Here is a 21142-nt window from a genome sequence, read left to right as displayed (position 1 = left end):
TTATGCTAAAAACGATTCGTTACCACCTTTCTGAAGATAAATCTGAGCAAGACCGTCTAGAACAACAACTAGAAAGCTTTCTTACCAAGCGTTTTGAAGATAATAGAGCGGCATTTCAAGTTGTAATGCCGAACCTAGCGGTGGCCTTTCAAGAGTCTGTTATCGACGATTACGGGTTGTTTTGCAACAAGGAAGGCGAACTCAATTTAACGAGTCGTAGCAACAGTCAGGTCGTCTATGGATTGCACCCAGAACAAGAATCAAAAGCAGATATAAACCAATTCTTAGAAAATGCGCCCGTAGTTAATTTAGTGGGCGAGCAGGCCTCTGCGAAGCCGCTTCTTCGCTCATACCAAATGCCCGAAAGCAATGGCTTTGTGCCAGCTATACCGATGGAGCCTCTGACTGAAAATCCAGATACTGTAGTGATGTTTGGTCTGGGTTTAGGGTATGCGTTGGAGCATCTTCTCGAGATGACCACACCGCAAAACGTCATTATTTACGAGCCAACCTTAGATTTCTTCAGGGGCAGTATCCGGATTGCGAACTGGAAGAAAATGCTTCTAGACGCAGAGAAACGTGGCATTCGCTTATTTTTACAGATAGGTCAAAACGGCCTTAATATTGGGGAAGATCTAAAGCAACTTCATGAAGCTTTTGGTTCGACCAAGGTGCATTTATATAAGCACTACCACGAACCCGCGATGGATGTGGTTTACGACTATTTGCTTGGCCCGGAATTTAACTTTAATGCGTTAATTAATGGTCAGGTACAGTTACCTTCGCTTGATCACGTAACGCACTACTTACCTTTTAGGGCAGGAAAAGTTAGCTCTTCTATAGACAAAGAATCCGCGCGCGAAAAAATTGTTAAAATGAAAGCGCTGAAGGCAAAGAATCTCGAAGCTCTCGCATTGCAGTTTCCGGAAATATACGAACAACTTAAGGATTATACCCCTCAGTATTGGCAGGCGTTTATCGACGATTCAGGCGAACTTAACGTTTACCATGAGCAACGTTTTGGAGCTTTGTATCATGCAAACCCCAGAGAGTTGGCAAGCCAGGCTATACAAGCATTTTCTGAAGAGCCGAATAGAAATGACATGTTTGCTGGGTATAAAGGTGGGAAGTTATGGAAATACAGGCATTTCCGCTGTAACCGCTTTTTTGGCAAACTCTTTGAAGAGCTTGAAACTGATGGTCAGTTTATTCCAGACACAGTGAGTAGCTTAATTTGGTTTGGTTTAGGCTTAGGTTACCCACTTGAGCAATTGTTTGACGATTACGACATCAAGTCACTCTATATTTACGAACCGAACCCTGAATTTTTATATTGGTCTTTATTTACCACGCCTTGGCATGAAATCCTTCCTGCTCAAAGAGAGAGGGGAACCCATTTATATATCAATGTGGGCGACGACGGTACTTACATTCAGGAAGATATGTTTAGTCAATTTCACTCTGAGGGTGGCTATCTAACCGCAAGTGCGTTTTTCTTCAGCCCAATGTATTACCCAAGTATGCAGCCTCACATCAACCAACTGCGACGAGACTTCGAAAGTTATTTGATGCTGAGCGAGTACTTTGACCATGTTAGGTTTAATATTTCCCACACTAAAGCGAACTTAAAAAGAGGGGCCGAGGTACTTAAGCATGGTGCCCAGATCAGCCCAGAATTTGCTGAAACGCCTGTGATGATTGTTGGGAACGGGCCTTCGCTTGACGACACTATCGACCTACTTAAAGAGCGTCAGTCGGAGTTTCTAATTATTTCTTGTGGTACCGCTTTGAAACCTCTTTATGAAGCGGGTATCACACCAGACTTTCACACGGAAGTTGAACAAAACAGAGCTACTTATCAGTGGATCACGCAGATACCAGACCGCGAGTGGTTAAAGAAAATTTCTCTACTCTCATTAGCGTCACTTCATCCTGACACAGTTGCTCTGTTCAAAGAACAACTCATGATCTTTAAACATGGTGAAGCCGGAACTGAGGCATTTCTTCGGTATGCGGAACACCGGAAAGTCTATGCAACTCTGGATTACTGCTACCCAACAGTGACGAACATGGCTGTATCTGCGGTCATTTTCCTCGGCTTCAAAAACCTATTTTTAACGGGAGTAGATTTAGGTTTTAAAAGTGTGGGTCATCATCATTCTAAGAATAGTGCTTACTACAAGGACAGTGATGAAAGTTGGCACGACTATGAGGAAATTGCTGGTGAGGGCATTCCTGTGCACGGCAATCTTTCTGGCAATATTCGAACGAAATATGAGTTCCAGTTAGCTTGCAGAATTATGACCCAGTTACTTCGTAAATCGAATGGAATTAAGGTTGTAAATACTAGTGATGGGGCGTTTATCGAAGGGTCCATTCCTAAACATTTCGTGGAAATAGAAGAACAAGCAAACCTCTCGAAAAGCAACGTTAAGCAAGCCATGAGAGATGAACTGTTTACTCGAGACCAAGTTGATACTGTGGTTGAAGCTATCGAAGCGCGAGAGGCGGAAGATAAAGTACTGCCAGAAATGGATGAGTTGTGGAAGCTTCACGAAAAGCCTGTGACTACGCGAGAAGAAGCATTAAAGCAGCTTGAGCGTGAGAAGTTATTCTTAATTGAACTCTACAAACGAGACCAGTCTATTTGGTTCTATTTGATTTTTAGTAGTGCCCACTTCATTAGTTCTGCTTTAATTCGACTACTTTACTTAGCTAAAGATAATGACCAAGCGATTGAGTATTACGAAAAGGGTCTTGAGGTTTATAGAGACTTTCTAATACTCACAAGAAAAGACTGGATTAAAGACAAAGACGCATTTGACAGCACAGTGGTTAAATCTTTGCTGAGTAAAGAAGAACAAGATGCGCTAGATTTTTAAGCTTATCTTCTAAGGAATCTGGCAGACGCTCATTCTTTTCTATATGTCGTAGCATTAGAGAAGCTAAGCTTGCGATTAAACTCGCAGACCAAAACCGTCCTATATTCTTCGAGTGGTTAGAGCTCAAAATCTGAGTGTCAGAATCTTCCAATAGGCGATACAAATGTTGCTGCGCAAGTTCTGGCTGCATTAGGCATATATCTTTAAGTTCGTCGAAATAAGCAGTTGAGTCGCAATTGTAACCTAACTGACTCCACTGAATTGTGCAGCGAGAAACGGGGGTAATTTCAGCGTCGAATAGCGCTCTATTGGCGGGAATTTGCTTCAGGACTTCAGCCCCCAAAGGTAAGCCTTCACTTATAGAAAAGTATTGAGCAGTAGGGCTTTGCTGGATAATCTTTTTTAGCTGTTGTGCTGAAAATATAAACTCTCGTTTTGTGTGAACCAGTTGACCGTCAACATTTACGGCTTCAATCGCTCCACCTGAACTGTGCTTGTATTGTTCAAAGCTCGTTTGTTCATACATCTCTCCACCTGCGTGATGTTCGCTTCCTTTGAATGCCAAATCAATTCCCGCTAAGAATACCGAGTCAGCACCTAGTTTGGGCATCAACTCTGCTGCCAAATTGGCGACCGTTGGAAAAGCTTCGGTTACACGGATGGCGTCATCTGGAATGTGAGGCACTACTTCATCGAACGGATGCCCGTCGATAACAAAACTTCTTTGCCTTTGAAATAAAGAACGTAATCTATGATTAAACCCGAGTGGACCTACAAATGTTGTTTCTGAATAAAACGCTTCGGGTAACGACGAAAGGTGACCTGCAAAATATTCCAACTCCAAGTGCAGGTGTGGAGTGATGTTTTCTTGAGCTAAAGTGGATATTGCTGTACCACAAGAGACAATTAAATATCCAGCAAATGCACCCTTGCGTAATTCCGGAATGATTTTCTTCAGTGAGGGCCCATTACCTAATATGAGAGCAGGAACTTTGCCATTTCCTGATTCGGGCCAGCGACTTCTGCGAGTAAGTACGTTTTGCTCTATTTGGGTGGTATGCAAAGCAGACTGGTAAAGCCGTTGTACACCGGTTGTCGGTTGAACTAAATATCTTAACTCTAGCTCACATAACTGGCGTAACTGCTCTAGAGCGCTGGAAGGATCGCCTTGATAAATTCTAAGTGATGAATGCTGCGCTTTCGAAAGCGAGTTTAATGCAAGAAATAGTTTTCCAGGAAGCTCTGACTCACTTCCATTGATAGAGAGAATTTCTATACCGAGTTCATTAGCCTTTTGAATAGCGTCTTCAGCGAAAGATTGATGAGGGTGCACCAATACGATACGCGTTAGGTTTCGTTTGTGTATCGCGTGCTTAAGTATGCTGGCGGAGGCTCCAACCAAAATAAGAGTCCAAGGCTGTTCATAAGCTATGGAACTATGCCTTAGGTTATCTATAAGGGTGTTCAATAATTCAAATTCACACAGGTCCTTAAATTTATGCGTATGTACGCGCAAACTCGGATCGCAGTCATAGGTCCAGTTCAATGCTTGCTCAAAATGCCAAATTGCCTCACTTTCTTCGTCACTGCTTAGAGTTTGGATGACCGTACATGGTTTTACACTTAAACCGTGTTGTTCTAGCGTCTCTAAATCCTGTTCCACTTGCTCAATGGTCCCGCCTATTTGAAAAATGAGCTGGGACCCTGTAAACGCCTTTCTCCAATCGTGAGCATGCAAGCTTACATAAAGCTCTGATAAGCTAGATACATAAACGAGTATTACAGGAGCGTGGTTAGTGGCAATTAGAGAAAGAACATTTGCGCCGCTGTGCTGTAACGATATAGCCAGCAAACTAGCTTTACTCTCGCTCAGCTTATTGCATATTTGGACATAAGAAGCTTCATATTCTCTGGGAGGCCAAGCGAAAGTCATGGACTGTGAGAGTAGAAGTTGAACGTCGCCTGCTCTGTCTATGCACAAGGTGTCATGCTTTAGTGCATAGCTCTTCAGCTGTTTCACCAATTCCGGCTGCTGCAGTTGCAGTAGCGCTAGATTGTCTTCAAACCTATGTTTGGCTGCCTCTAACCCCTCCGTAAGTTTCTGCTCGTCGGGTTCGATTTGGTGGCGAAAGTCTCTGAATTGCATTTTATGAACTTAAATTCTCGGTATGCTTGATAACTTGCTCAACCACATATTTTTGCTCTTCATGGGTAAGGTTTGGATGAAGAGGCAGGGTGATGGCTTGGTCATAGTAATGCTCGGCATTAGGAAAGTCGCCACGGTTGAAGCCGAACTGTCTGAAGTCAGGTTGGAAATGCACAGGGATGTAATGCACGTTAACTCCAATATCGTTCGCCCTTAATTCTTCAAAAAGTGCCCGACGAATTGCTTTATCTACCTGAATCACAAATAGATGGTAAGAGGAATATACTTGCTCTTCGAGCTTTAAATAACCTATCTGTGTGTTTTCAAATTGAGCACGGTAAAACGAGGCAATCTCATTTCGCTTGGTAACAAACTCGTCGAGCCTCTGGAGCTGGCTTAATCCCAAAGCTGCCTGTAGTTCAGTCATTCGATAGTTGAAGCCAAGCGATTGCTGTTCGTAGTACCACGGTTCAGCGCTTTCGGGGAGATCTTCAGGAGCTCGAGTTATGCCATGACTACGAAGTTCAGTAAGGCGCTTCGCCATCGCTGCATTGTTGGTGGTAATCATTCCACCCTCTGCGCTCGTAATAATTTTGACTGGATGAAAGCTGAACACGGTCATCTCGGAATATTCACATTTGCCGACGGGGTGCCCTTCGTATTTGCCTCCTATGGCATGACTGGCATCTTCAATGATCTGGATATTGTGCGGACTGGCGAGCTCATGGATGGCTTTCATGTCGCAGCTGGCGCCGCCGAAGTGAACCGGAATGATTACCTTAGGAAAATTATTGTTTTGTGCTGCGCGCTTTAGCTTTTCTGAAAGGGCATGAATACTCAGGTTGCCAGTTTGTTGGTCTATGTCTATAAAGTCGACTTTGGCACCGCAATAACGGGCACAATTTGCTGAAGCAACAAACGTATTGGGTACGGTCCAAACCGTATCTTCGGGGCCTACGCCCGCGGCTAAACATGCGATATGCAATGCTGAAGTCGCGCTATTCACGGCTACCGCAAAACTAGCTTGGCAATAGTCTGCAATAGCTTGCTCAAATTCTGGGACAATTGGGCCTTGCGTCAGAAAGTCGCTGCGGAGAACTTTCTCTACCGCAGCTATGTCTTCTTCAGATATATCTTGTCGACCGTATGGAATCATGCGTTTGCTAGAATATTAAAGTCTTGAATTTGCTCTGTAGACAAAAAGTCTGGATTAGTTGCTGAGTTATACTCGAACCCTAATTCGACCTGCTTTCCTCGCTCCCCTAGACCATTTTTGGCGTAATCGAGTTTGCCGGAAAACATTTTTATTGTAGGTGCAATGACAAAATGGTCGTTAAACTCAAATGTATGATAACTATCGTCTGACGGGCACATAATCTCGTGGAGTTTCTCACCCGGACGAATACCTATTTCTCTCATCTTCAAGTCTGGCGCCATTGCTCTAGCTAAGTCAGTTATTTTTACTGATGGAATTTTCGGAACGAATATCTCCCCACCTTGCATGCGCTCAAAGTTTTTCAAAACAAAGTCGACGCCTTGCTGAAGTGTAATCCAGAAGCGAGTCATATCTGGGTGAGTAATAGGGAGATCTTTTGCTCCGTCTTTAATTAGCTTCCTGAAAAACGGAACAACAGACCCCCTAGAGCCAACAACGTTTCCGTAACGAACTACGGCAAAGCGAGTTGCACGGTCTCCGGTCATGTTATTTCCAGCTACAAACAGCTTGTCAGAGCATAACTTGGTTGCGCCATACAAATTCACTGGGTTAGCTGCTTTGTCGGTAGAAAGTGCGATGACTCGCTTTACGTTATTGTCTAAAGCAGCCCAAACTACGTTTTCTGCACCGTCTACGTTTGTACGAATACATTCCATAGGGTTGTATTCAGCTGCGGGGACTTGCTTCAGCGCAGCCGCATGAATAACGTAGTCTACGCCGTACATAGCTCGGTTCAGACGATCTCTGTCGCGAACATCGCCAATGAAATACCGCATACATGGATGGTCAAACTGCTGCTGCATTTCAAACTGTTTAAGTTCATCGCGGCTATAAATAATTATTTTGCGAGGTTTGTAGCGCTTGAGGAGCGTCTCGGTATAACGCTGTCCAAAAGAGCCGGTGCCGCCGGTAATTAGAATATTCTTATTATCAAACATGGTTTTGGCTCGCTTTGATGACTTCTTCTTTTATAACAGCAATAGCCTAACGGGGCTAGTTTTCTCGGAAATTGAAGCCTAAATATTTTCGTTTTATCCAGTCCGTGTTAGTGTTGCGAAGTTGTTAGCAAGAAGATGTAAGAGAATTATTGTGAGCACACGCACTTACCAAATAGAACAAGTTCTTGTTAGATGCATGGAAGAAGTGGCTGCGCAGACCGGTAACGAGTTAGTCGCAGATATTAATCCGCATGCGAGTTTTCAGGAGTCTGGCTTAGATTCCTTGGGTGTTGCCATGGTGGTAGCGCGTATGGACGAGCAGCTAGGTTGCAGCCCTTTTAGAGACGGTTCTTGTAGTGAACCCCCTCATACCATCGCAGAACTCATTTCTTTATATCGCCACGCAGAAGACGATCGCTAAGTCTCAGAAAGCAGAAAAGCACCCGAAGGTGCTTTTCAAATGCTTTAATCGAAGTTTCGATTATGCAGATAGCGCGTTGATTTTTGCGCTTAAACGGCTCTTATGACGTGCCGCTTTATTTTTGTGAATTAGCCCTTTGGTCGCATAGCGGTCCAAAATTGGGGTTAATTCAGCGAAAGCTTCTTGCGCTTTTGCTTGCTCACCTGCAGCAATAGCCGCAGTTACTTTTTTGAGGTAAGTGCGCATCATAGAGCGACGTGCTGCATTATGTTGACGGTTTTTTTCCGCCTGAAGCGCGCGCTTTTTCGCAGACTTGATGTTAGCCAAGGTTAACTCCTGAAAATGAATCTAAAACTGAACCGGAAATTTAAGGTCGTGGACTATGCCTTTTTCCGCTTCAAAAGTCAATAAATGTCCGATTTATTTGTGCAATAAATTACGGTTAATTATCTCCGATAACCATACTCGTGATCAAGTACTGTCCGGTGAACTCTTCCTCGCTGTGCGGTCGCATGCTAATCTGAACGCAAAAAACAGCTTCATATCAAGGGACACACGCTAGTGACGGCAAAAGTCGAGCAGCAAGAAAAAGCACCACAACCAAGGCTATTTCGTTCAGGTTTTATTGTCAGTGTAATGACATTCCTCTCGCGGGTTTTAGGCCTAGCCAGAGATGTAGTGATTGCTGGGTTAATGGGGGCGGGTGCAGCAGCAGACGTATTCTTTTTCGCGAATAAAATACCCAACTTCCTACGCCGACTCTTTGCTGAAGGGGCTTTTGCACAGGCGTTCGTACCTGTTTTAACCGAGTATCATCGTGGCAAGTCGTTAGACGAAACGCGATTATTGATTGCCCGAACGGCCGGTACTTTAGGTACTATTGTGGGTATCGTGACTTTGGTCGCTATGGTGCTCTCGCCAGTGGTCGCTGCATTGTTCGGTATGGGGTGGTTCCTCGACTACTGGAATGACGGCCCGCAAGCGGCTAAGTTTGAGTTGGCGAGTCTGTTACTCAAAATCACCTTTCCTTATTTATTTTTCATTACCTTGACAGCTTTAGCCGGTGCTGTACTGAACACTTTAGGCCGTTTTGGTGTTGCTGCCTTTACGCCGGTGTTACTTAACGTATCTATTATTGCTTGTGCTTTATGGTTAGCTCCAAATCTTGAACGGCCTGAAATCGGTTTAGCCCTTGGTGTGTTTATAGGTGGTGCTGTTCAATTCTTTTTCCAATTACCTTTTTTGCGTGCAGCAGGAGTTCTTGTTTTACCGAAATGGGGTTGGCGCGACCCAGGTGTAGTGCGCATTCGAACGCTTATGATCCCGGCTTTATTTGGGGTGTCGGTCAGTCAAATTAATTTGTTGTTCGACACGTTAATTGCCAGCTTCCTGCAAACCGGTTCAATTAGTTGGTTGTATTATGCCGACCGGCTCTTAGAGTTTCCTCTAGGATTATTTGGCATCGCCATTGCTACGGTTATTTTGCCTGCGCTTTCGGCGCGCCATGTAGACCAGTCTGCGGAGAAGTTCTCTGCAACATTAGACTGGGGCGTGCGCATGGTTGTGATTCTTGGTGTTCCTGCTATGACAGGTCTTATCGTGTTGGCTGAGCCTATGCTCATGGTGCTATTTATGCGAGGTGAATTTTTAGCAAGTGATGCCAATTACGCATCTTTAGCGCTCATTGCTTATGCCACTGGCTTATTGAGTTTTATGCTCGTGAAGGTTTTGGCAACAGGATTCTTCTCAAGACAAGACACTAAACGGCCAGTCAAGTACGGCATTATTGCTATGGTCGCCAACATGGTATTCAACATTATTTTTGCGATTCCATTTGGCTATGTAGGGTTGGCACTTGCTACGGCACTATCGGGCACAGTTAACGCATTATTGCTTGGCGCCGTACTGTATCGAGAAAAAGTTCTATTGTTGCCACGGACCACCCTGTTGTTTGTTTTGCGTGTAGTGGTTGCTGCATTAGCCATGGCATGGGCGGTTCAGTATTGTAGTCCGAATATCGAACAATGGTTGGCCGCTGAGTTTTTTGTACGCATCGGTTGGTTAGCAGCATTGGTCGCAAGTGGTGCACTTGTTTTTGCAGTGACATGGATTTTAGTTGGAGGGCGTCCTCATCATCTTAAATCCGCTTAAATCGGCATTAAAACTACTGAATCCTTGTAGCGATTTCGCTATAATCGCGCGCTTATGAAATTAATCCGTGGTTTACATAATATTCGTACCGAGCATCAGCATTGTGTGCTGACTATCGGTAACTTCGACGGTGTCCATCTTGGGCATCGTTCAGTGCTGTCTCGCGTAAAGGAAAGCGCCGAGGCTTATGGCGTGCCCGCTGCAGTTATGATTTTTGAGCCGCAGCCGCTGGAATTGTTTCGTCCAGCTCAAGCTCCTGCTCGTTTAACGCGCTGGCGCGAGAAGTACGAGTTAATGACTCCGCTAGGATTAGAATACCTAATTTGCACCCGGTTTAATGCTACATTTTCTCAGCAGCCAGCAATGCACTTTATTGAGCATGTACTGGTTGAGAAGTTAGGTGTTAAACATTTAGTTGTTGGCGACGACTTTAGATTCGGTAAAGGGCGTGAAGGCGACTTTACAATGTTGCAAGAAGCGGGTAAGAAGTTTGGTTTTGAAGTTTCAGATACAGCCAGTTTTCGCCAGTCAGACGCACGCGTATCAAGTACTCTTATTCGTGAAGCTTTGGCTCGAGGCCAATTCCAGGATGCAGCAGAAATGCTTGGGCATCCTTTTCATTTTTCTGGTCGTGTAAGTCATGGCGAAAAAAATGGTCGGAAACTCGGTTTCCCTACTGCAAACATACCGTTAAAGAGATTGCATAGTCCTTTACACGGAGTGTATGCAGTAAAAGTGATGATTAATGAACAAGAATGGTTGGGTGTGGCAAATATCGGCTATCGCCCAACCTTTGAAGGCCAACGAGCGCAGGTAGAAGTACATATTTTCGATTTCGCTGAAGACGTGTACGGGCAAGAAATGCGTGTGTATCCCCAGCATTTGATTCGTGAAGAACAGAAGTTTGAATCGTTACAGGCACTTCAAGAACAAATTAGTAAAGATAAAGCAGCTGCTTTGGCATGGTTTGAAAAGCCAATTTAGCGTGAAACTAAGCGCGTTAATCGTTAAGATGGCGCGAGCAGAATTTTAGATTAAATTAAGGGCAACGGGCATAAGCATGAGCGACTATAAATCCACTCTAAACCTTCCTGATACGCCATTTCCTATGCGTGGAAACTTGGCCAACCGAGAGCCGCAAATGCTGGCGAAGTGGTACCAAGACGATCTTTACGGAAAAATTAGAGCCGCGAAAAAAGGTCATCAAAAGTTTATTTTGCATGACGGCCCTCCTTACGCGAACGGTTCAATTCATATCGGTCATGCGGTAAACAAAATTATTAAAGACATGGTTGTGAAGTCTAAAACGTTAAGCGACTTCGACGCCCCTTATGTCCCTGGTTGGGATTGTCATGGTTTGCCCATTGAATTGGTTGTCGAGAAAAAGTACGGCAAGCCAGGTAAAAAATTAAGCACTGGTGAGTTTCGTCAAAAGTGTCGTGAGTATGCCCAAACTCAGATCGACGGCCAGCGCGAGGATTTCAAACGTTTAGGCGTGTTTGGTGACTGGGACAACCCTTACCAAACCATGAATTTTGAGCAAGAAGCTAATATTGTTCGTGCGCTCGGTAAAGTTATGGACTGTGGTCATTTGCACCAAGGTTTTAAACCCGTGCATTGGTGTACAGACTGTGGCTCAGCGCTTGCAGAAGCTGAAGTTGAATACAAAGACAAACAGTCACCGGCAATCGATGTTCGCTTTTTTGCAGAAGACGAGCAAACGTTAGTCAGCAAATTTAGTCACCCAGAAGGGCACGAAGGTGAGGGTCCTGTAAGTGTACTGATTTGGACAACAACACCTTGGACGATTCCAGCGAACATGGCCGTTACGCTTGCTGCCGGTTTAGAATACACCATGGTACAAGTTGAAGGTGACAAACCTGAGCGTCTCGTGCTTGCCACAGACCTCGTTACTCAAGCCATGGAACGTTATGGCATCACCGATTACCACAAGTTAGGTTTCTGTAAGGGCGCCGACCTTGAACACTTACGCCTACATCATCCGTTGCAGGAGCGAACAGTTCCACTCATTCTGGGCGAACATGTAACTACTGACTCGGGTACAGGCTGTGTACATACGGCACCTGGGCATGGTGTAGACGACTTTATGGTCGGACAAAAGTACGACCTAGAAGTTTACAACCCTGTAAACGACAACGGCGTATACAAGGCTGACACTCCGGAATTTGCCGGGCAGCACGTTTTCAAAGCGAACCAAGCAATTGTTGATAGCCTGATCGAATCGGGATGTTTGGTTCATCATGAACAATATGAGCACTCGTACCCACACTGCTGGCGCCATAAAACTCCTATTATTTTCCGAGCCACACCACAGTGGTTCATTAGCATGGAAAAAGAAGGCTTACGAGAAAAAGCTTTGGAACAAATTAAAGCCGTTCGTTGGGTTCCGGAGTGGGGCGAGCAACGTATCGCAGGCATGGTTGATGGCAGACCAGACTGGTGTATTTCACGTCAAAGAACGTGGGGTGTGCCGCTTACTCTATTTGTAAATAAAGAAACAGATGCCTTGCACCCTAAGTCTAGTGAGCTTCTTGAACAAGTCGCAAAACTTATCGAAAAAGAGGGTATTCAGGCCTGGTTCGACCTAGACCCTGCTAGCTTACTCGGAGAAGAAGCTGCGCAGTACCGCAAGCTTACAGATACGTTAGACGTTTGGTTTGATTCAGGTGTAACGCACTATGCAGTTCTTGCTCAGAATGAAGATTTAGCTTGGCCAGCAGACCTTTATTTAGAAGGTTCAGATCAGCATCGCGGTTGGTTCCAGTCTTCTTTGTTAACAGGCGTTGCTACAAAAGGTGAAGCACCGTATAAGCAAGTGTTAACTCACGGTTTTACTGTGGATGGCCATGGCCGCAAGATGTCTAAGTCTTTAGGTAACGTGGTTGCACCACAAGAAGTATGGAACAAGCTAGGTGCTGACATTTTAAGACTGTGGGTGGCATCAACCGACTACACCGCAGAAATGACGGTTTCTGATGAAATCTTAAAACGTTCGGCAGACGCATATCGTAGAATCAGAAATACCGCACGTTTCTTATTAGCGAACTTGAATGGTTTTGAGCCTAGTCAGCACCAAGTTGCGGTGGAAGACATGGTTGCTATTGACCACTGGATTGTTCGTCGTGCAAAAGCTTTGCAAGAAGAGTTGCTAGGCGCATACGACGGCTATCAGTTTTTAACGGTAGTGCAGAAGTTAATGCACTTCTGTTCAATTGACTTAGGTAGTTTCTACCTCGACATTATTAAAGATCGTCAATACACCGCGAAGAAAGACAGTGTTGCACAACGCTCGTGTCAAACCGCGCTTTGGCATATTTCAGAAGCACTTGTTCGTTGGATGGCTCCAATTATGAGCTTTACAGCGCAAGAAATTTGGGAATCTATGCCAGCACCAGCGGAAGGCCAACGCAGCGATTATGTATTTACTGAGACTTGGTATAAAGACTGGCCAGCAAACGTAGACACAGAAACAAGTATGCGTAACCAAGACTGGCAGCAGCTACTAGAAGTTCGTGGTGAAGTGAACCGAGCGTTAGAAATGGCGCGTAAAGAAGACAAGATTGGTGGTTCCTTACAAGCGGAAGTTACACTGTTTGCCTCAGACGAATTAAAGGCGGTATTGGAAGCAGCAAAAGATGAACTGCGCTTTGTTCTACTTACTTCTGAAGCTACGGTGGCATCTCTTTCTGATGCAACGGAAGAAGCGGTAAGCACAGAAATTGAAGGCTTAAAAGTTGGCGTGTTAAGAACTTCTTACGAGAAGTGCGCGCGTTGCTGGCATCACCGTGAAGACGTTGGGGTGAACCCAGAGCACGAAGAACTGTGCGGCCGCTGTGTAACTAACGTAGCTGGCGACGGTGAGTCGAGGATTTTCGCATAATGTCGAATGCAGAAGTAGCGCCTAAGACTTGGCAGCAATCTGGGCTTAAGTTTTTATGGATTACAGCACTAATATTAGTAGCAGACCAAGTCACTAAGCTTTGGATCCTGAACAATCTAGCTTTAATGCTGGACCGTATAGAGGTTACGTCGTTCTTTAATATTGTTCACGTACGAAACTATGGCGCAGCATTTAGTTTTTTAGCTGACCACAGCGGCTGGCAACGCTGGTTTTTCACCTCGATTGCTATCGTGATTAGTGTACTTTTACTGGTGCTGTTACGCCGTCAATCGGAGAACCTAAAGCGTGTGAACATTTCCTTTGCACTCATTATCGGTGGTGCAGTAGGGAATGTTATCGACCGTATTCGATTGGGATCTGTAGTCGACTTCCTAGACGTTCATGTGGCAGGTTGGCACTGGCCAGCATTCAATGTTGCCGACAGTGCCATTGTTGTTGGCGCATTGCTGATGATTCTAGACAGTTTATTAAGTAGTAAAGAGGCCAAGTAAATGACTGAACTGGCAACTATTGCTGCAGGCAGTCGTGTAGTTTTGCACTTTGACCTGAAGCTTGAGGACGGCTCCGCTGCAGATAGCACAAGAGTAAATGGTAAGCCTGCGCGATTAACCATTGGCGACGGCAACCTGACCCCCAACTTCGAGCAATGTTTAATGGGCTTAAAGGTCGGCGACAAAGAAGAGTTTACACTGCCACCTGAAGACGCGTTTGGTGAACCGAACCCGCAGAACATCTATCATGTCGAGCGCAGTCGTTTTTCTTTCGACGCTCCTCCGGAAGTGGGTTCAATCATTGCTTTCACGCAGCCAGACGGACGTGAAGTGCCGGGAATTATTCGTGAAGTGAATGGTCAAATGGTTACCGTTGACTTTAATCATCCACTGGCAGGGCATAAAGTGACCTTTGCAGTGGAAATCTTAAGTGTGGAGTCTGCATGAAGATTATTCTTGCTAATCCGCGTGGGTTTTGTGCTGGTGTAGACCGCGCGATTACCATTGTAGAGCAAGCCTTGGCATTATTTGAGCCACCTATTTATGTGCGCCATGAAGTTGTTCATAACAAGCACGTAGTAGACGGCTTGCGTGAGCGAGGTGCGGTGTTTGTTGAAGAGCTTGATCAAGTTCCTGACGACGCGATTGTTATATTCAGTGCTCATGGTGTTTCCCGTGCAGTGCGCGACGCCGCTGCTCAACGTGGGTTGAAAGTTTTCGATGCCACATGTCCATTAGTGACAAAGGTACATATGGAAGTTACTCGTGCGAGTCGTCGCGATCAAGAGTGTGTGCTCATTGGTCATTCGGGCCACCCGGAAGTAGAAGGCACGATGGGGCAGTATTTCAGTGAAGACGGTGGAATATATCTTGTTGAGTCAGTAGAAGACGTGGCTAAACTGCAAGTTAAAGACCCTTCTCAGCTGCACTATATGAGCCAAACAACACTTTCGGTAGATGACACAGCAGACATTATTGATGCGCTTCGCGGACGCTTTCCAGCAATTCAAGGACCGCGCAAAGACGATATTTGCTATGCCACCCAAAACCGCCAAGATGCGGTTCGCGAGCTGGCTGCTGACGCCGACTTAATGTTAGTCGTAGGTGCGCGCAATAGTTCCAATAGTAACCGCTTACGGGAACTTTCTGAGAAGATGGGAACAAAAGGTTACCTTATCGACAACGCAGATTGTATCGATGCGGAGTGGTTAGAGGGTTGTACTTCAGTTGCTGTCACAGCCGGAGCTTCTGCACCGGAAGTGCTTGTGCAGGAAGTTGTGAACTGGCTACGCGAACATGGCGGTGCTCAAGCTGAAGTTGAAGAGCGCTCGGGCCGTGAAGAAAATGTGACGTTTTCCATACCACCGGAACTACGCATAATTTAGTTTAATATGAGTTTCAAGAAACCGCCTTCGGGCGGTTTTTTTATGCGTCATTTCTGAAAAACCTTTTGTTCTAAACTCTAGCTACTAAGTTTAGTGCTCTAGTTATTCGTACAGCTTGAGCATGCAAGGAGGCATGTGTGGTTAAAGGACTAGGTTTTTCATTGATAGAACTCATGGCGTGTGTCGCTATTATGGCAGTGCTTTCGGGCATTTCGGTGCCCGTTTTTCACCATTGGCAAAACAAGCAAAAGTTCGCGGCTATGGTCAGCCAAATTGTCGGGGCTATTGAACAAGCGAAGGCATTTTCTATACAACGTCATCAAGACTATTGGGTAGGGTGGAACGATTCATGTTTTTGGGTCGATGCTTCAGAATCTAGTGATTGCGCACATCAAGCTTTCATGCGACCGGCAACGTTAACGATATCTAGTAATTTCTCGCAAGGTAATTCAATTCAGTTTTCTAAAGGCAGAGGAATGGCTGCTTTTAGTTCCGGTACTTTAAAGCTGGCTCACAACGCGTTTTTGCAGCATGAAGTTCGTATTGTTGTTAGCTCCCTTGGTCGTATTCGCTCGTGTCAGACAGGGCAGCTATTTCCTGCCATGGATCACTGTTGAAGCATGCGCAAGGCTTTACGCTCACCGAACTTATGCTTTCGGTTGCGCTTATTTCCGTGGTGTCGGTTGCGATGGTGTCTTGGACCGTAAATTATGTAGCAACGAACCACCAGGGAACTACTAGCGCTGAGGACTTAGCTTATTACTGGTTGCATTGGTTATGGGGCGATATTCAAAACTCGATGACCAACATCGATTCGTGGCAGTTCGAACAGCAATACCAGTGCTTGCTCTATGGTTCATTTGGGGTACGTGTAAAGAATAATGCTCTGCAATGGAGGCCTGCAGAAAGCGAGTGCGATAGTCGTGGCTGGCAAGCGTTGAATGACACGCATAATGTCCGCTTTAAGACTCTATCGGTGAAGCCTATGGCTGAACTGACCTCGATTTGCCTTGAGTATGCATCGCGTGAGCAGCCGAGAAAAAGAGAAGAGGTGTGTATGCCATGGCCTCTGCACTAAAAACTAGAGGGAGCGCTATTTTTGTGGTGCTCCTATTGTTGGCTATCGCGAGTACGGCGGTTGCTACTCGGTTGCATGAAGAGCGCCAAGCTATCGCCACAACAATATCTAACTTTGAAAGAGTAGCACTGCAGGTTCAGCTTAGATCTTTATTCGCTCAAGCTGCAGCGGCTATAGATGAGGGTAGTAGCTGGCCTCCAGCTTGGTACAACAATTCAGACACGAAAATCGAAGCAGCGAAACGTCAAGTTCCGTGCGAGCAATTCATCGACTCCGCATTAGACACAGAATTTGCAAGTGACGACTTTGAATGTATACGCATAGAACTAGAGGCAGTAACCAGCTCTGGTGCGCGGTTGAGCCGCTCTAAAGTATTAGCTGTAGGCGAAGAATGTGAGGTGTTTTGGCTATTATGAAGCATCTAAAACATATGGCTGGATTCACATTGCCAGAGGTTATGGTTGCTATGACACTAGGGGCTGCCGGCGCGGTAGTGTTAGAGCAGGCGTTTAGTCAAATTGTTATGTTGCAAAAGCAAAAAGAGGAACTCAGGCTATTTCAACTCGAGCGTCTCTCTAAACTTACGCAATGGCAGCAATCAGGCAAGATGCCTAATGTGTCAGCATGGAGCGCCTCTAGTAGCGGTTCAGGCTGGATTTGGCAGTGGTCTGCAGAACAACAACCTTATGCTCGCAATTGGAGTGGTTACTGGGAAGTCATACCCGGACCTGAGCGACTACAGCAATGCTCAGCATCATCGTCTTAAAGCGCTTGTTTTCTGCCGTAAAATGATTGGCTCGATTCTTGAATACTCTGTACTTGTGCACCGTGGAGTCAAGGTTCTGACACCACACATTATCTAGGTATTTAGGCAGACAGATACAGGAATCATGGGCTATGCAGCAACTCGCAGCCATTAAAGGTTTTTATGAGAATAACAAAGCGCACCTGTTAGGGGCAGGTACGCCTTTGGCGATTCTAGCAATACTCGGGATGGTTATTTTACCCATGCCGCCGCTCATTCTAGACGCATTATTCTCGTTCAGTATTACGCTTTCCATGATGATCTTGTTGGTCGCGGTATATACCCGCAGACCTCTTGAGTTTGCTTCATTTCCTACTGTCATTCTAATTGCTACCGTTATTCGCCTCGCTCTGAATATCGCCTCTACGCGGGTGGTGTTACTTAACGGTCATAACGGCGCCGACGCGGCAGGTAATGTTATCGAAGCGTTCGGTTCGGTAGTTATCGGTGGTAGTTACACTGTAGGTATCGTGGTCTTCTTAATTCTCGTTATTATCAACTTTGTGGTTATTACCAAGGGTGCGGGGCGTATCTCGGAAGTTACGGCGCGATTCACGTTGGACGCGATGCCTGGTAAGCAAATGTCGATTGATGCGGACTTGAACTCAGGGCTCATCACCCAGGAAGAAGCGAAAACGCGGCGTGAAGACATAACCCGAGAGGCCGACTTTTACGGTTCCATGGACGGTGCCAGTAAGTTTGTGAAAGGTGACGCGGTTGCAGGTTTGCTCATTTTAGGTATTAACCTTGTTGGTGGTATTTTAATTGGTACGCTGCAACATGACTTGTCATTCGGAATGGCGATCGAAACGTATGCATTACTTACTATTGGTGACGGTCTTGTCGCGCAAATTCCATCGCTCCTTATGTCTACTGCTACCGCGATCGTGATTACCCGTGAAAATGCAGACAAAGACATGGGTGAGCAATTAAACCTGCAACTCGCGGGTAACCCTAGAGCACTTATTATTGTTGGTTCAATTCTATTTATTATGGGTGTTGTGCCGGGTATGCCGCACTTGGCATTTTTAACCATGTCAGCCATGTGTATAGGCGGTGCTTATTTCCGACTGAAGTCTATTAAAGTTGAGAAAGAAGGCGAGTTGGTGAAACAGAATACCGAACTCACTCAACAACAAAACCATGAAGTTAAAGAAATTGGATGGGACGATGTTCATCAAGTCGACACTATCGGCTTGGAAGTGGGTTATCGACTTATCCCTATGGTGGATAAGAACCAAGGTGGCGAACTATTAGCCCGGATTAAAGGCGTGCGTAAGAAGCTCTCGCAGGAGCTTGGTTTCTTAGTTCCTCCAGTGCACATTCGCGATAACTTAGATTTAGGACCGAACCAATATCGTATTACCTTGCTAGGGGTAACCTTTGGTGAAGCCGAAATTCGCCCAGACTGGGAATTGGCTATTAACCCAGGACAAGTGTTCGGTAAGCTGAAAGGTGAAGCAACTAAAGACCCAGCTTTTGGCTTAGATGCAGTTTGGATTAAGCCAGATGACCGCGAGCACGCACAAACATTAGGTTACACGGTCGTAGACGCGGCTACGGTAGTTGCGACTCATGTGAGTCAAATCCTGACCAACAACGCGGCGCAATTAGTTGGACACGAAGAAACACAACAGTTACTGGACTTGCTTGCTAAGCAACAACCTAAATTGGTGGAGGGGTTAGTTCCTGATGTACTGAGCCTGTCGGCTATTACCAAAGTGCTGCAAAACTTGTTAAACGAAGCGGTGCCTGTGCGCGACTTCAGAACCATTATTCAAACTCTCGCTGAGTACGGTCCGAAAAGCCAAGATCCAGATGTATTGACCGCTGCGGTTCGTATTTCATTGCGCCGCCTCATTGTGCAGGAAGCCGCCGGTGGCATGGATGAACTTCCTGTCATAACTTTGGCGCCAGAACTGGAACAGATGTTGCATCAGTCGCTACAAATGGCAGGTAATGAAGGTGCTGGAATCGAACCAGGACTTGCAGAGCGGTTGCAACAAAGCTTGAAAGAAGCGCATCAGCAGCAAGAAATGAATGGTCAACCATCGGTTCTATTAACTTCAGGAATGTTGAGAACTACGCTTTCACGCTTTGTTCGAAGCAGCTTGCAAGGCTTACATGTGTTGTCGTACCAGGAAATACCTGACGATAAGCAAATTCGCATCGTAAGCTCGATTGGGCAATAGGTTAGGAAGCTAACCTAAAAGGGGAACCCGAGATACTGAACATCAGTTTCGGTTTGGAGAATAGGTTATGAAAATTAAACGTTTTTTTGCAAAAGATATGCGCTCGGCAATTGCTGAAGTGAAGAAAACTTTGGGCCCAGAGGCCGTAATCATGTCAAATAAGTCGGTGAATGGCGGCGTAGAGCTGGTAGCGGCATTTGATCCTGAAACAGCCCCTATGCCCCAACCTAAACCGATGTCTCCAGCAGAACCTACAGACTTGAAAGGCGGTAGCGAGAAGCAGCAGGCAATTGCAGACTCTTTAGATGCGCTACTGAAACGTCAACAATCTGGCGCGTCTGAAGAGCAGCCTCAAGCAGAGTCCTCTGCTCAATTGGCTGCGGAACAAGAACCTTCTGTTCAACAAGAGCAGGCTCCAGCATCTATTGCAGAACAGCAAGCAAAAGAAATTGAAGAAGCGATTGAGCCTGTAGCTCATGTGGCTGGTAAAGCTGTACCTGAAGCACATATTCTCAATGAAGAAGAAGTGGCAGCTCGTTTCCAAGCGCAAGAGAACCAAATGAATAGCTTGCGCTCAGATATGACAGCCATACGTTCTTTATTAGAGCACCAAGTTTCTGGCCTTATGTGGCAAGAAGTTGAACGCAAAGAACCCATGCGTGCATTACTTATCCGTAAATTAGAAAAGCTTGGCTTCACGAACGAAGTAGCAGACCAGCTTTCTTGTTTCATTCCTGAAGAACTTTCTAAAGAAGAAGCTTGGGAGCAAACCTTAGAATTAGTTCAAGGACAAATTCATACCACTGACAACGATATCCTGCGTAAAGGGGGGGTAGTTGCATTGGTTGGACCTACAGGCGTAGGGAAAACCACAACTGTAGCAAAGCTTGCGGCCCGCTTTGCTCGTCGTTATGGCCCAGACAGTGTCGCTATGGTTACGACTGACTCATACCGAATTGCTGCGGCAGAACAATTGCAAACCTACGGTCGTATTATTGGCTGTCCAGTGAAAGTTGCGAAAGACGCAGACGAACTTAATGCTGTATTGGCGCAATTGCGTCAACGTAAGTTGGTGTTAATCGACACCGCGGGCATGAGTCAGCGAGATATGCGGTTAAGTGAACAACTACAAACACTTGTGCGCAATACTCGGTTACGTATTCGTCCATATCTGGTATTATCTGCAACATCTCAAGGTACAGTTCAAGACGAGATCGTAAAGCGATTCCGCAAACTACCTTTAGCGGGTTGTGTTTTGACGAAAATCGACGAATGCTTAAGTATTGGCGAGTCGTTAAGTGTCAGCATTCAAAACTCGTTGCCAATAAGTTATCTTACAGATGGACAGAGAGTGCCAGAAGATATTAAAGTGGCAGATGCAGGCGATTTAATTAAGCGTGCTGAAAAGCTCTCTGCAGAGCGCCTAGCGCAGAAAGTAGAGTGGGAACAGGAAGTGTCGCTTTCGGAATTTTAATTTCAAAGTGGTAGAAACACCAAACTGGCACTATTATCGAG

At 45.6% G+C, this 21142-nt stretch carries 18 protein-coding genes; 14 read left to right on the top strand and 4 right to left on the bottom strand.

Annotation, left to right across the window (positions count from 1 at the left end; all coding sequences use genetic code 11):
* Positions 1–2: 2 nt before the first annotated feature.
* Entirely contained in the window at positions 3–2882 is a 2880-nt protein-coding gene (locus EYQ95_RS06135; protein WP_111915028.1) for a 6-hydroxymethylpterin diphosphokinase MptE-like protein, read from the top strand.
* Here the strand turns inward: EYQ95_RS06135 and EYQ95_RS06130 are convergent.
* The 3 genes from EYQ95_RS06130 to pseB are packed head-to-tail and all read right to left on the bottom strand — an operon-like array spanning position 2836 to position 7182.
* Positions 2836–5028 (bottom strand): 6-hydroxymethylpterin diphosphokinase MptE-like protein, encoded by a 2193-nt coding sequence (locus EYQ95_RS06130; RefSeq protein WP_111915027.1) that lies wholly within the window; start codon positions 5026–5028, stop codon positions 2836–2838. The genes EYQ95_RS06135 and EYQ95_RS06130 overlap by 47 nt on opposite strands.
* A 1-nt stretch (position 5029) precedes the next feature.
* Positions 5030–6184: a UDP-4-amino-4,6-dideoxy-N-acetyl-beta-L-altrosamine transaminase gene (gene pseC / locus EYQ95_RS06125; RefSeq protein ID WP_111915026.1), complete on the bottom strand. Its 1155-nt coding sequence runs from the start codon at positions 6182–6184 to the stop codon at positions 5030–5032.
* Positions 6181–7182: a UDP-N-acetylglucosamine 4,6-dehydratase (inverting) gene (gene pseB / locus EYQ95_RS06120; RefSeq protein ID WP_111915025.1), complete on the bottom strand. Its 1002-nt coding sequence runs from the start codon at positions 7180–7182 to the stop codon at positions 6181–6183. The genes pseC and pseB overlap by 4 nt, the downstream gene beginning before the upstream one ends.
* 151 nt (positions 7183–7333) lie before the next feature.
* Between pseB and EYQ95_RS06115 the strand changes: the two genes are divergently transcribed.
* The gene (locus EYQ95_RS06115; RefSeq protein WP_111915024.1) at positions 7334–7603 is read left to right on the top strand and encodes an acyl carrier protein; all 270 of its coding nucleotides are present in this window, start codon (positions 7334–7336) and stop codon (positions 7601–7603) included.
* 60 nt (positions 7604–7663) lie between these two features.
* Here EYQ95_RS06115 and rpsT read toward each other — a convergent pair whose 3' ends face one another.
* Positions 7664–7930, bottom strand: coding sequence for a 30S ribosomal protein S20 (gene rpsT, locus EYQ95_RS06110; protein ID WP_111915023.1), 267 nt, complete (start codon positions 7928–7930; stop codon positions 7664–7666).
* Positions 7931–8164: 234 nt separating this feature from the next.
* Here rpsT and murJ point away from each other — a divergent pair, with 234 nt between their 5' ends.
* From murJ to flhF, 12 genes are all read left to right on the top strand, one after another.
* The gene (murJ, locus tag EYQ95_RS06105) at positions 8165–9754 is read left to right on the top strand and encodes a murein biosynthesis integral membrane protein MurJ (RefSeq protein WP_207916241.1); all 1590 of its coding nucleotides are present in this window, start codon (positions 8165–8167) and stop codon (positions 9752–9754) included.
* 54 nt (positions 9755–9808) lie between these two features.
* Complete coding sequence (gene ribF, locus EYQ95_RS06100) at positions 9809–10738, top strand: bifunctional riboflavin kinase/FAD synthetase (RefSeq protein WP_111915022.1); 930 nt, start codon at positions 9809–9811, stop codon at positions 10736–10738.
* A 76-nt stretch (positions 10739–10814) separates the two neighbouring features.
* Complete coding sequence (gene ileS / locus EYQ95_RS06095) at positions 10815–13655, top strand: isoleucine--tRNA ligase (RefSeq protein WP_111915021.1); 2841 nt, start codon at positions 10815–10817, stop codon at positions 13653–13655.
* Positions 13655–14167 (top strand): signal peptidase II, encoded by a 513-nt coding sequence (lspA, locus tag EYQ95_RS06090; protein ID WP_111915020.1) that lies wholly within the window; start codon positions 13655–13657, stop codon positions 14165–14167. The genes ileS and lspA overlap by 1 nt, the downstream gene beginning before the upstream one ends.
* Positions 14168–14614, top strand: coding sequence for an FKBP-type peptidyl-prolyl cis-trans isomerase (gene fkpB, locus EYQ95_RS06085; RefSeq protein WP_111915019.1), 447 nt, complete (start codon positions 14168–14170; stop codon positions 14612–14614).
* Positions 14611–15552, top strand: a complete 942-nt coding sequence (ispH, locus tag EYQ95_RS06080) for a 4-hydroxy-3-methylbut-2-enyl diphosphate reductase (RefSeq protein ID WP_111915018.1) — start codon at positions 14611–14613, stop codon at positions 15550–15552. Before fkpB ends, ispH begins: the two co-directional genes overlap by 4 nt.
* Positions 15553–15689: 137 nt before the next feature.
* Positions 15690–16169 carry a prepilin-type N-terminal cleavage/methylation domain-containing protein gene (locus EYQ95_RS06075; protein ID WP_111915017.1) on the top strand — a complete coding sequence of 160 codons (480 nt, stop codon included), beginning with the start codon at positions 15690–15692 and terminating at the stop codon, positions 16167–16169.
* Positions 16166–16630 carry a type II secretion system protein J gene (locus EYQ95_RS06070; protein WP_165831954.1) on the top strand — a complete coding sequence of 155 codons (465 nt, stop codon included), beginning with the start codon at positions 16166–16168 and terminating at the stop codon, positions 16628–16630. Before EYQ95_RS06075 ends, EYQ95_RS06070 begins: the two co-directional genes overlap by 4 nt.
* Positions 16615–17046: a hypothetical protein gene (locus EYQ95_RS06065; protein WP_111915015.1), complete on the top strand. Its 432-nt coding sequence runs from the start codon at positions 16615–16617 to the stop codon at positions 17044–17046. The genes EYQ95_RS06070 and EYQ95_RS06065 overlap by 16 nt, the downstream gene beginning before the upstream one ends.
* On the top strand, positions 17043–17396 hold the full coding sequence (locus tag EYQ95_RS06060; protein ID WP_111915014.1) for a type II secretion system protein J: 354 nt from the start codon (positions 17043–17045) through the stop codon (positions 17394–17396). The genes EYQ95_RS06065 and EYQ95_RS06060 overlap by 4 nt, the downstream gene beginning before the upstream one ends.
* 131 nt (positions 17397–17527) lie before the next feature.
* Positions 17528–19627 (top strand): flagellar biosynthesis protein FlhA, encoded by a 2100-nt coding sequence (gene flhA / locus EYQ95_RS06055; protein WP_111915013.1) that lies wholly within the window; start codon positions 17528–17530, stop codon positions 19625–19627.
* Positions 19628–19694: 67 nt separating this feature from the next.
* A complete protein-coding gene (flhF, locus tag EYQ95_RS06050; RefSeq protein WP_111915012.1) occupies positions 19695–21101 on the top strand; it encodes a flagellar biosynthesis protein FlhF in 1407 nt (468 codons plus the stop codon).
* Positions 21102–21142 lie beyond the last annotated feature (41 nt).

The sequence above is a fragment of the Lysobacter sp. N42 genome (assembly GCF_004344885.1).
Note: the sequence above shows the minus strand (reverse complement) of the source record. Positions and strands in the feature narration are given on the sequence as shown.

Coding starts and splice junctions, on each gene's coding strand:
- EYQ95_RS06065 (WP_111915015.1), top strand. CDS start 16,615: ATGGCCTCTGCACTAAAAACTAGAGGGAGCGCTATTTTTGTGGTGCTC.
- lspA (WP_111915020.1), top strand. CDS start 13,655: ATGTCGAATGCAGAAGTAGCGCCTAAGACTTGGCAGCAATCTGGGCTT.
- flhF (WP_111915012.1), top strand. CDS start 19,695: ATGAAAATTAAACGTTTTTTTGCAAAAGATATGCGCTCGGCAATTGCT.
- pseB (WP_111915025.1), bottom strand. CDS start 7,182: ATGTTTGATAATAAGAATATTCTAATTACCGGCGGCACCGGCTCTTTT.
- pseC (WP_111915026.1), bottom strand. CDS start 6,184: ATGATTCCATACGGTCGACAAGATATATCTGAAGAAGACATAGCTGCG.
- flhA (WP_111915013.1), top strand. CDS start 17,528: ATGCAGCAACTCGCAGCCATTAAAGGTTTTTATGAGAATAACAAAGCG.
- EYQ95_RS06060 (WP_111915014.1), top strand. CDS start 17,043: ATGAAGCATCTAAAACATATGGCTGGATTCACATTGCCAGAGGTTATG.
- ispH (WP_111915018.1), top strand. CDS start 14,611: ATGAAGATTATTCTTGCTAATCCGCGTGGGTTTTGTGCTGGTGTAGAC.
- ileS (WP_111915021.1), top strand. CDS start 10,815: ATGAGCGACTATAAATCCACTCTAAACCTTCCTGATACGCCATTTCCT.
- fkpB (WP_111915019.1), top strand. CDS start 14,168: ATGACTGAACTGGCAACTATTGCTGCAGGCAGTCGTGTAGTTTTGCAC.
- EYQ95_RS06135 (WP_111915028.1), top strand. CDS start 3: ATGCTAAAAACGATTCGTTACCACCTTTCTGAAGATAAATCTGAGCAA.
- ribF (WP_111915022.1), top strand. CDS start 9,809: ATGAAATTAATCCGTGGTTTACATAATATTCGTACCGAGCATCAGCAT.
- EYQ95_RS06130 (WP_111915027.1), bottom strand. CDS start 5,028: ATGCAATTCAGAGACTTTCGCCACCAAATCGAACCCGACGAGCAGAAA.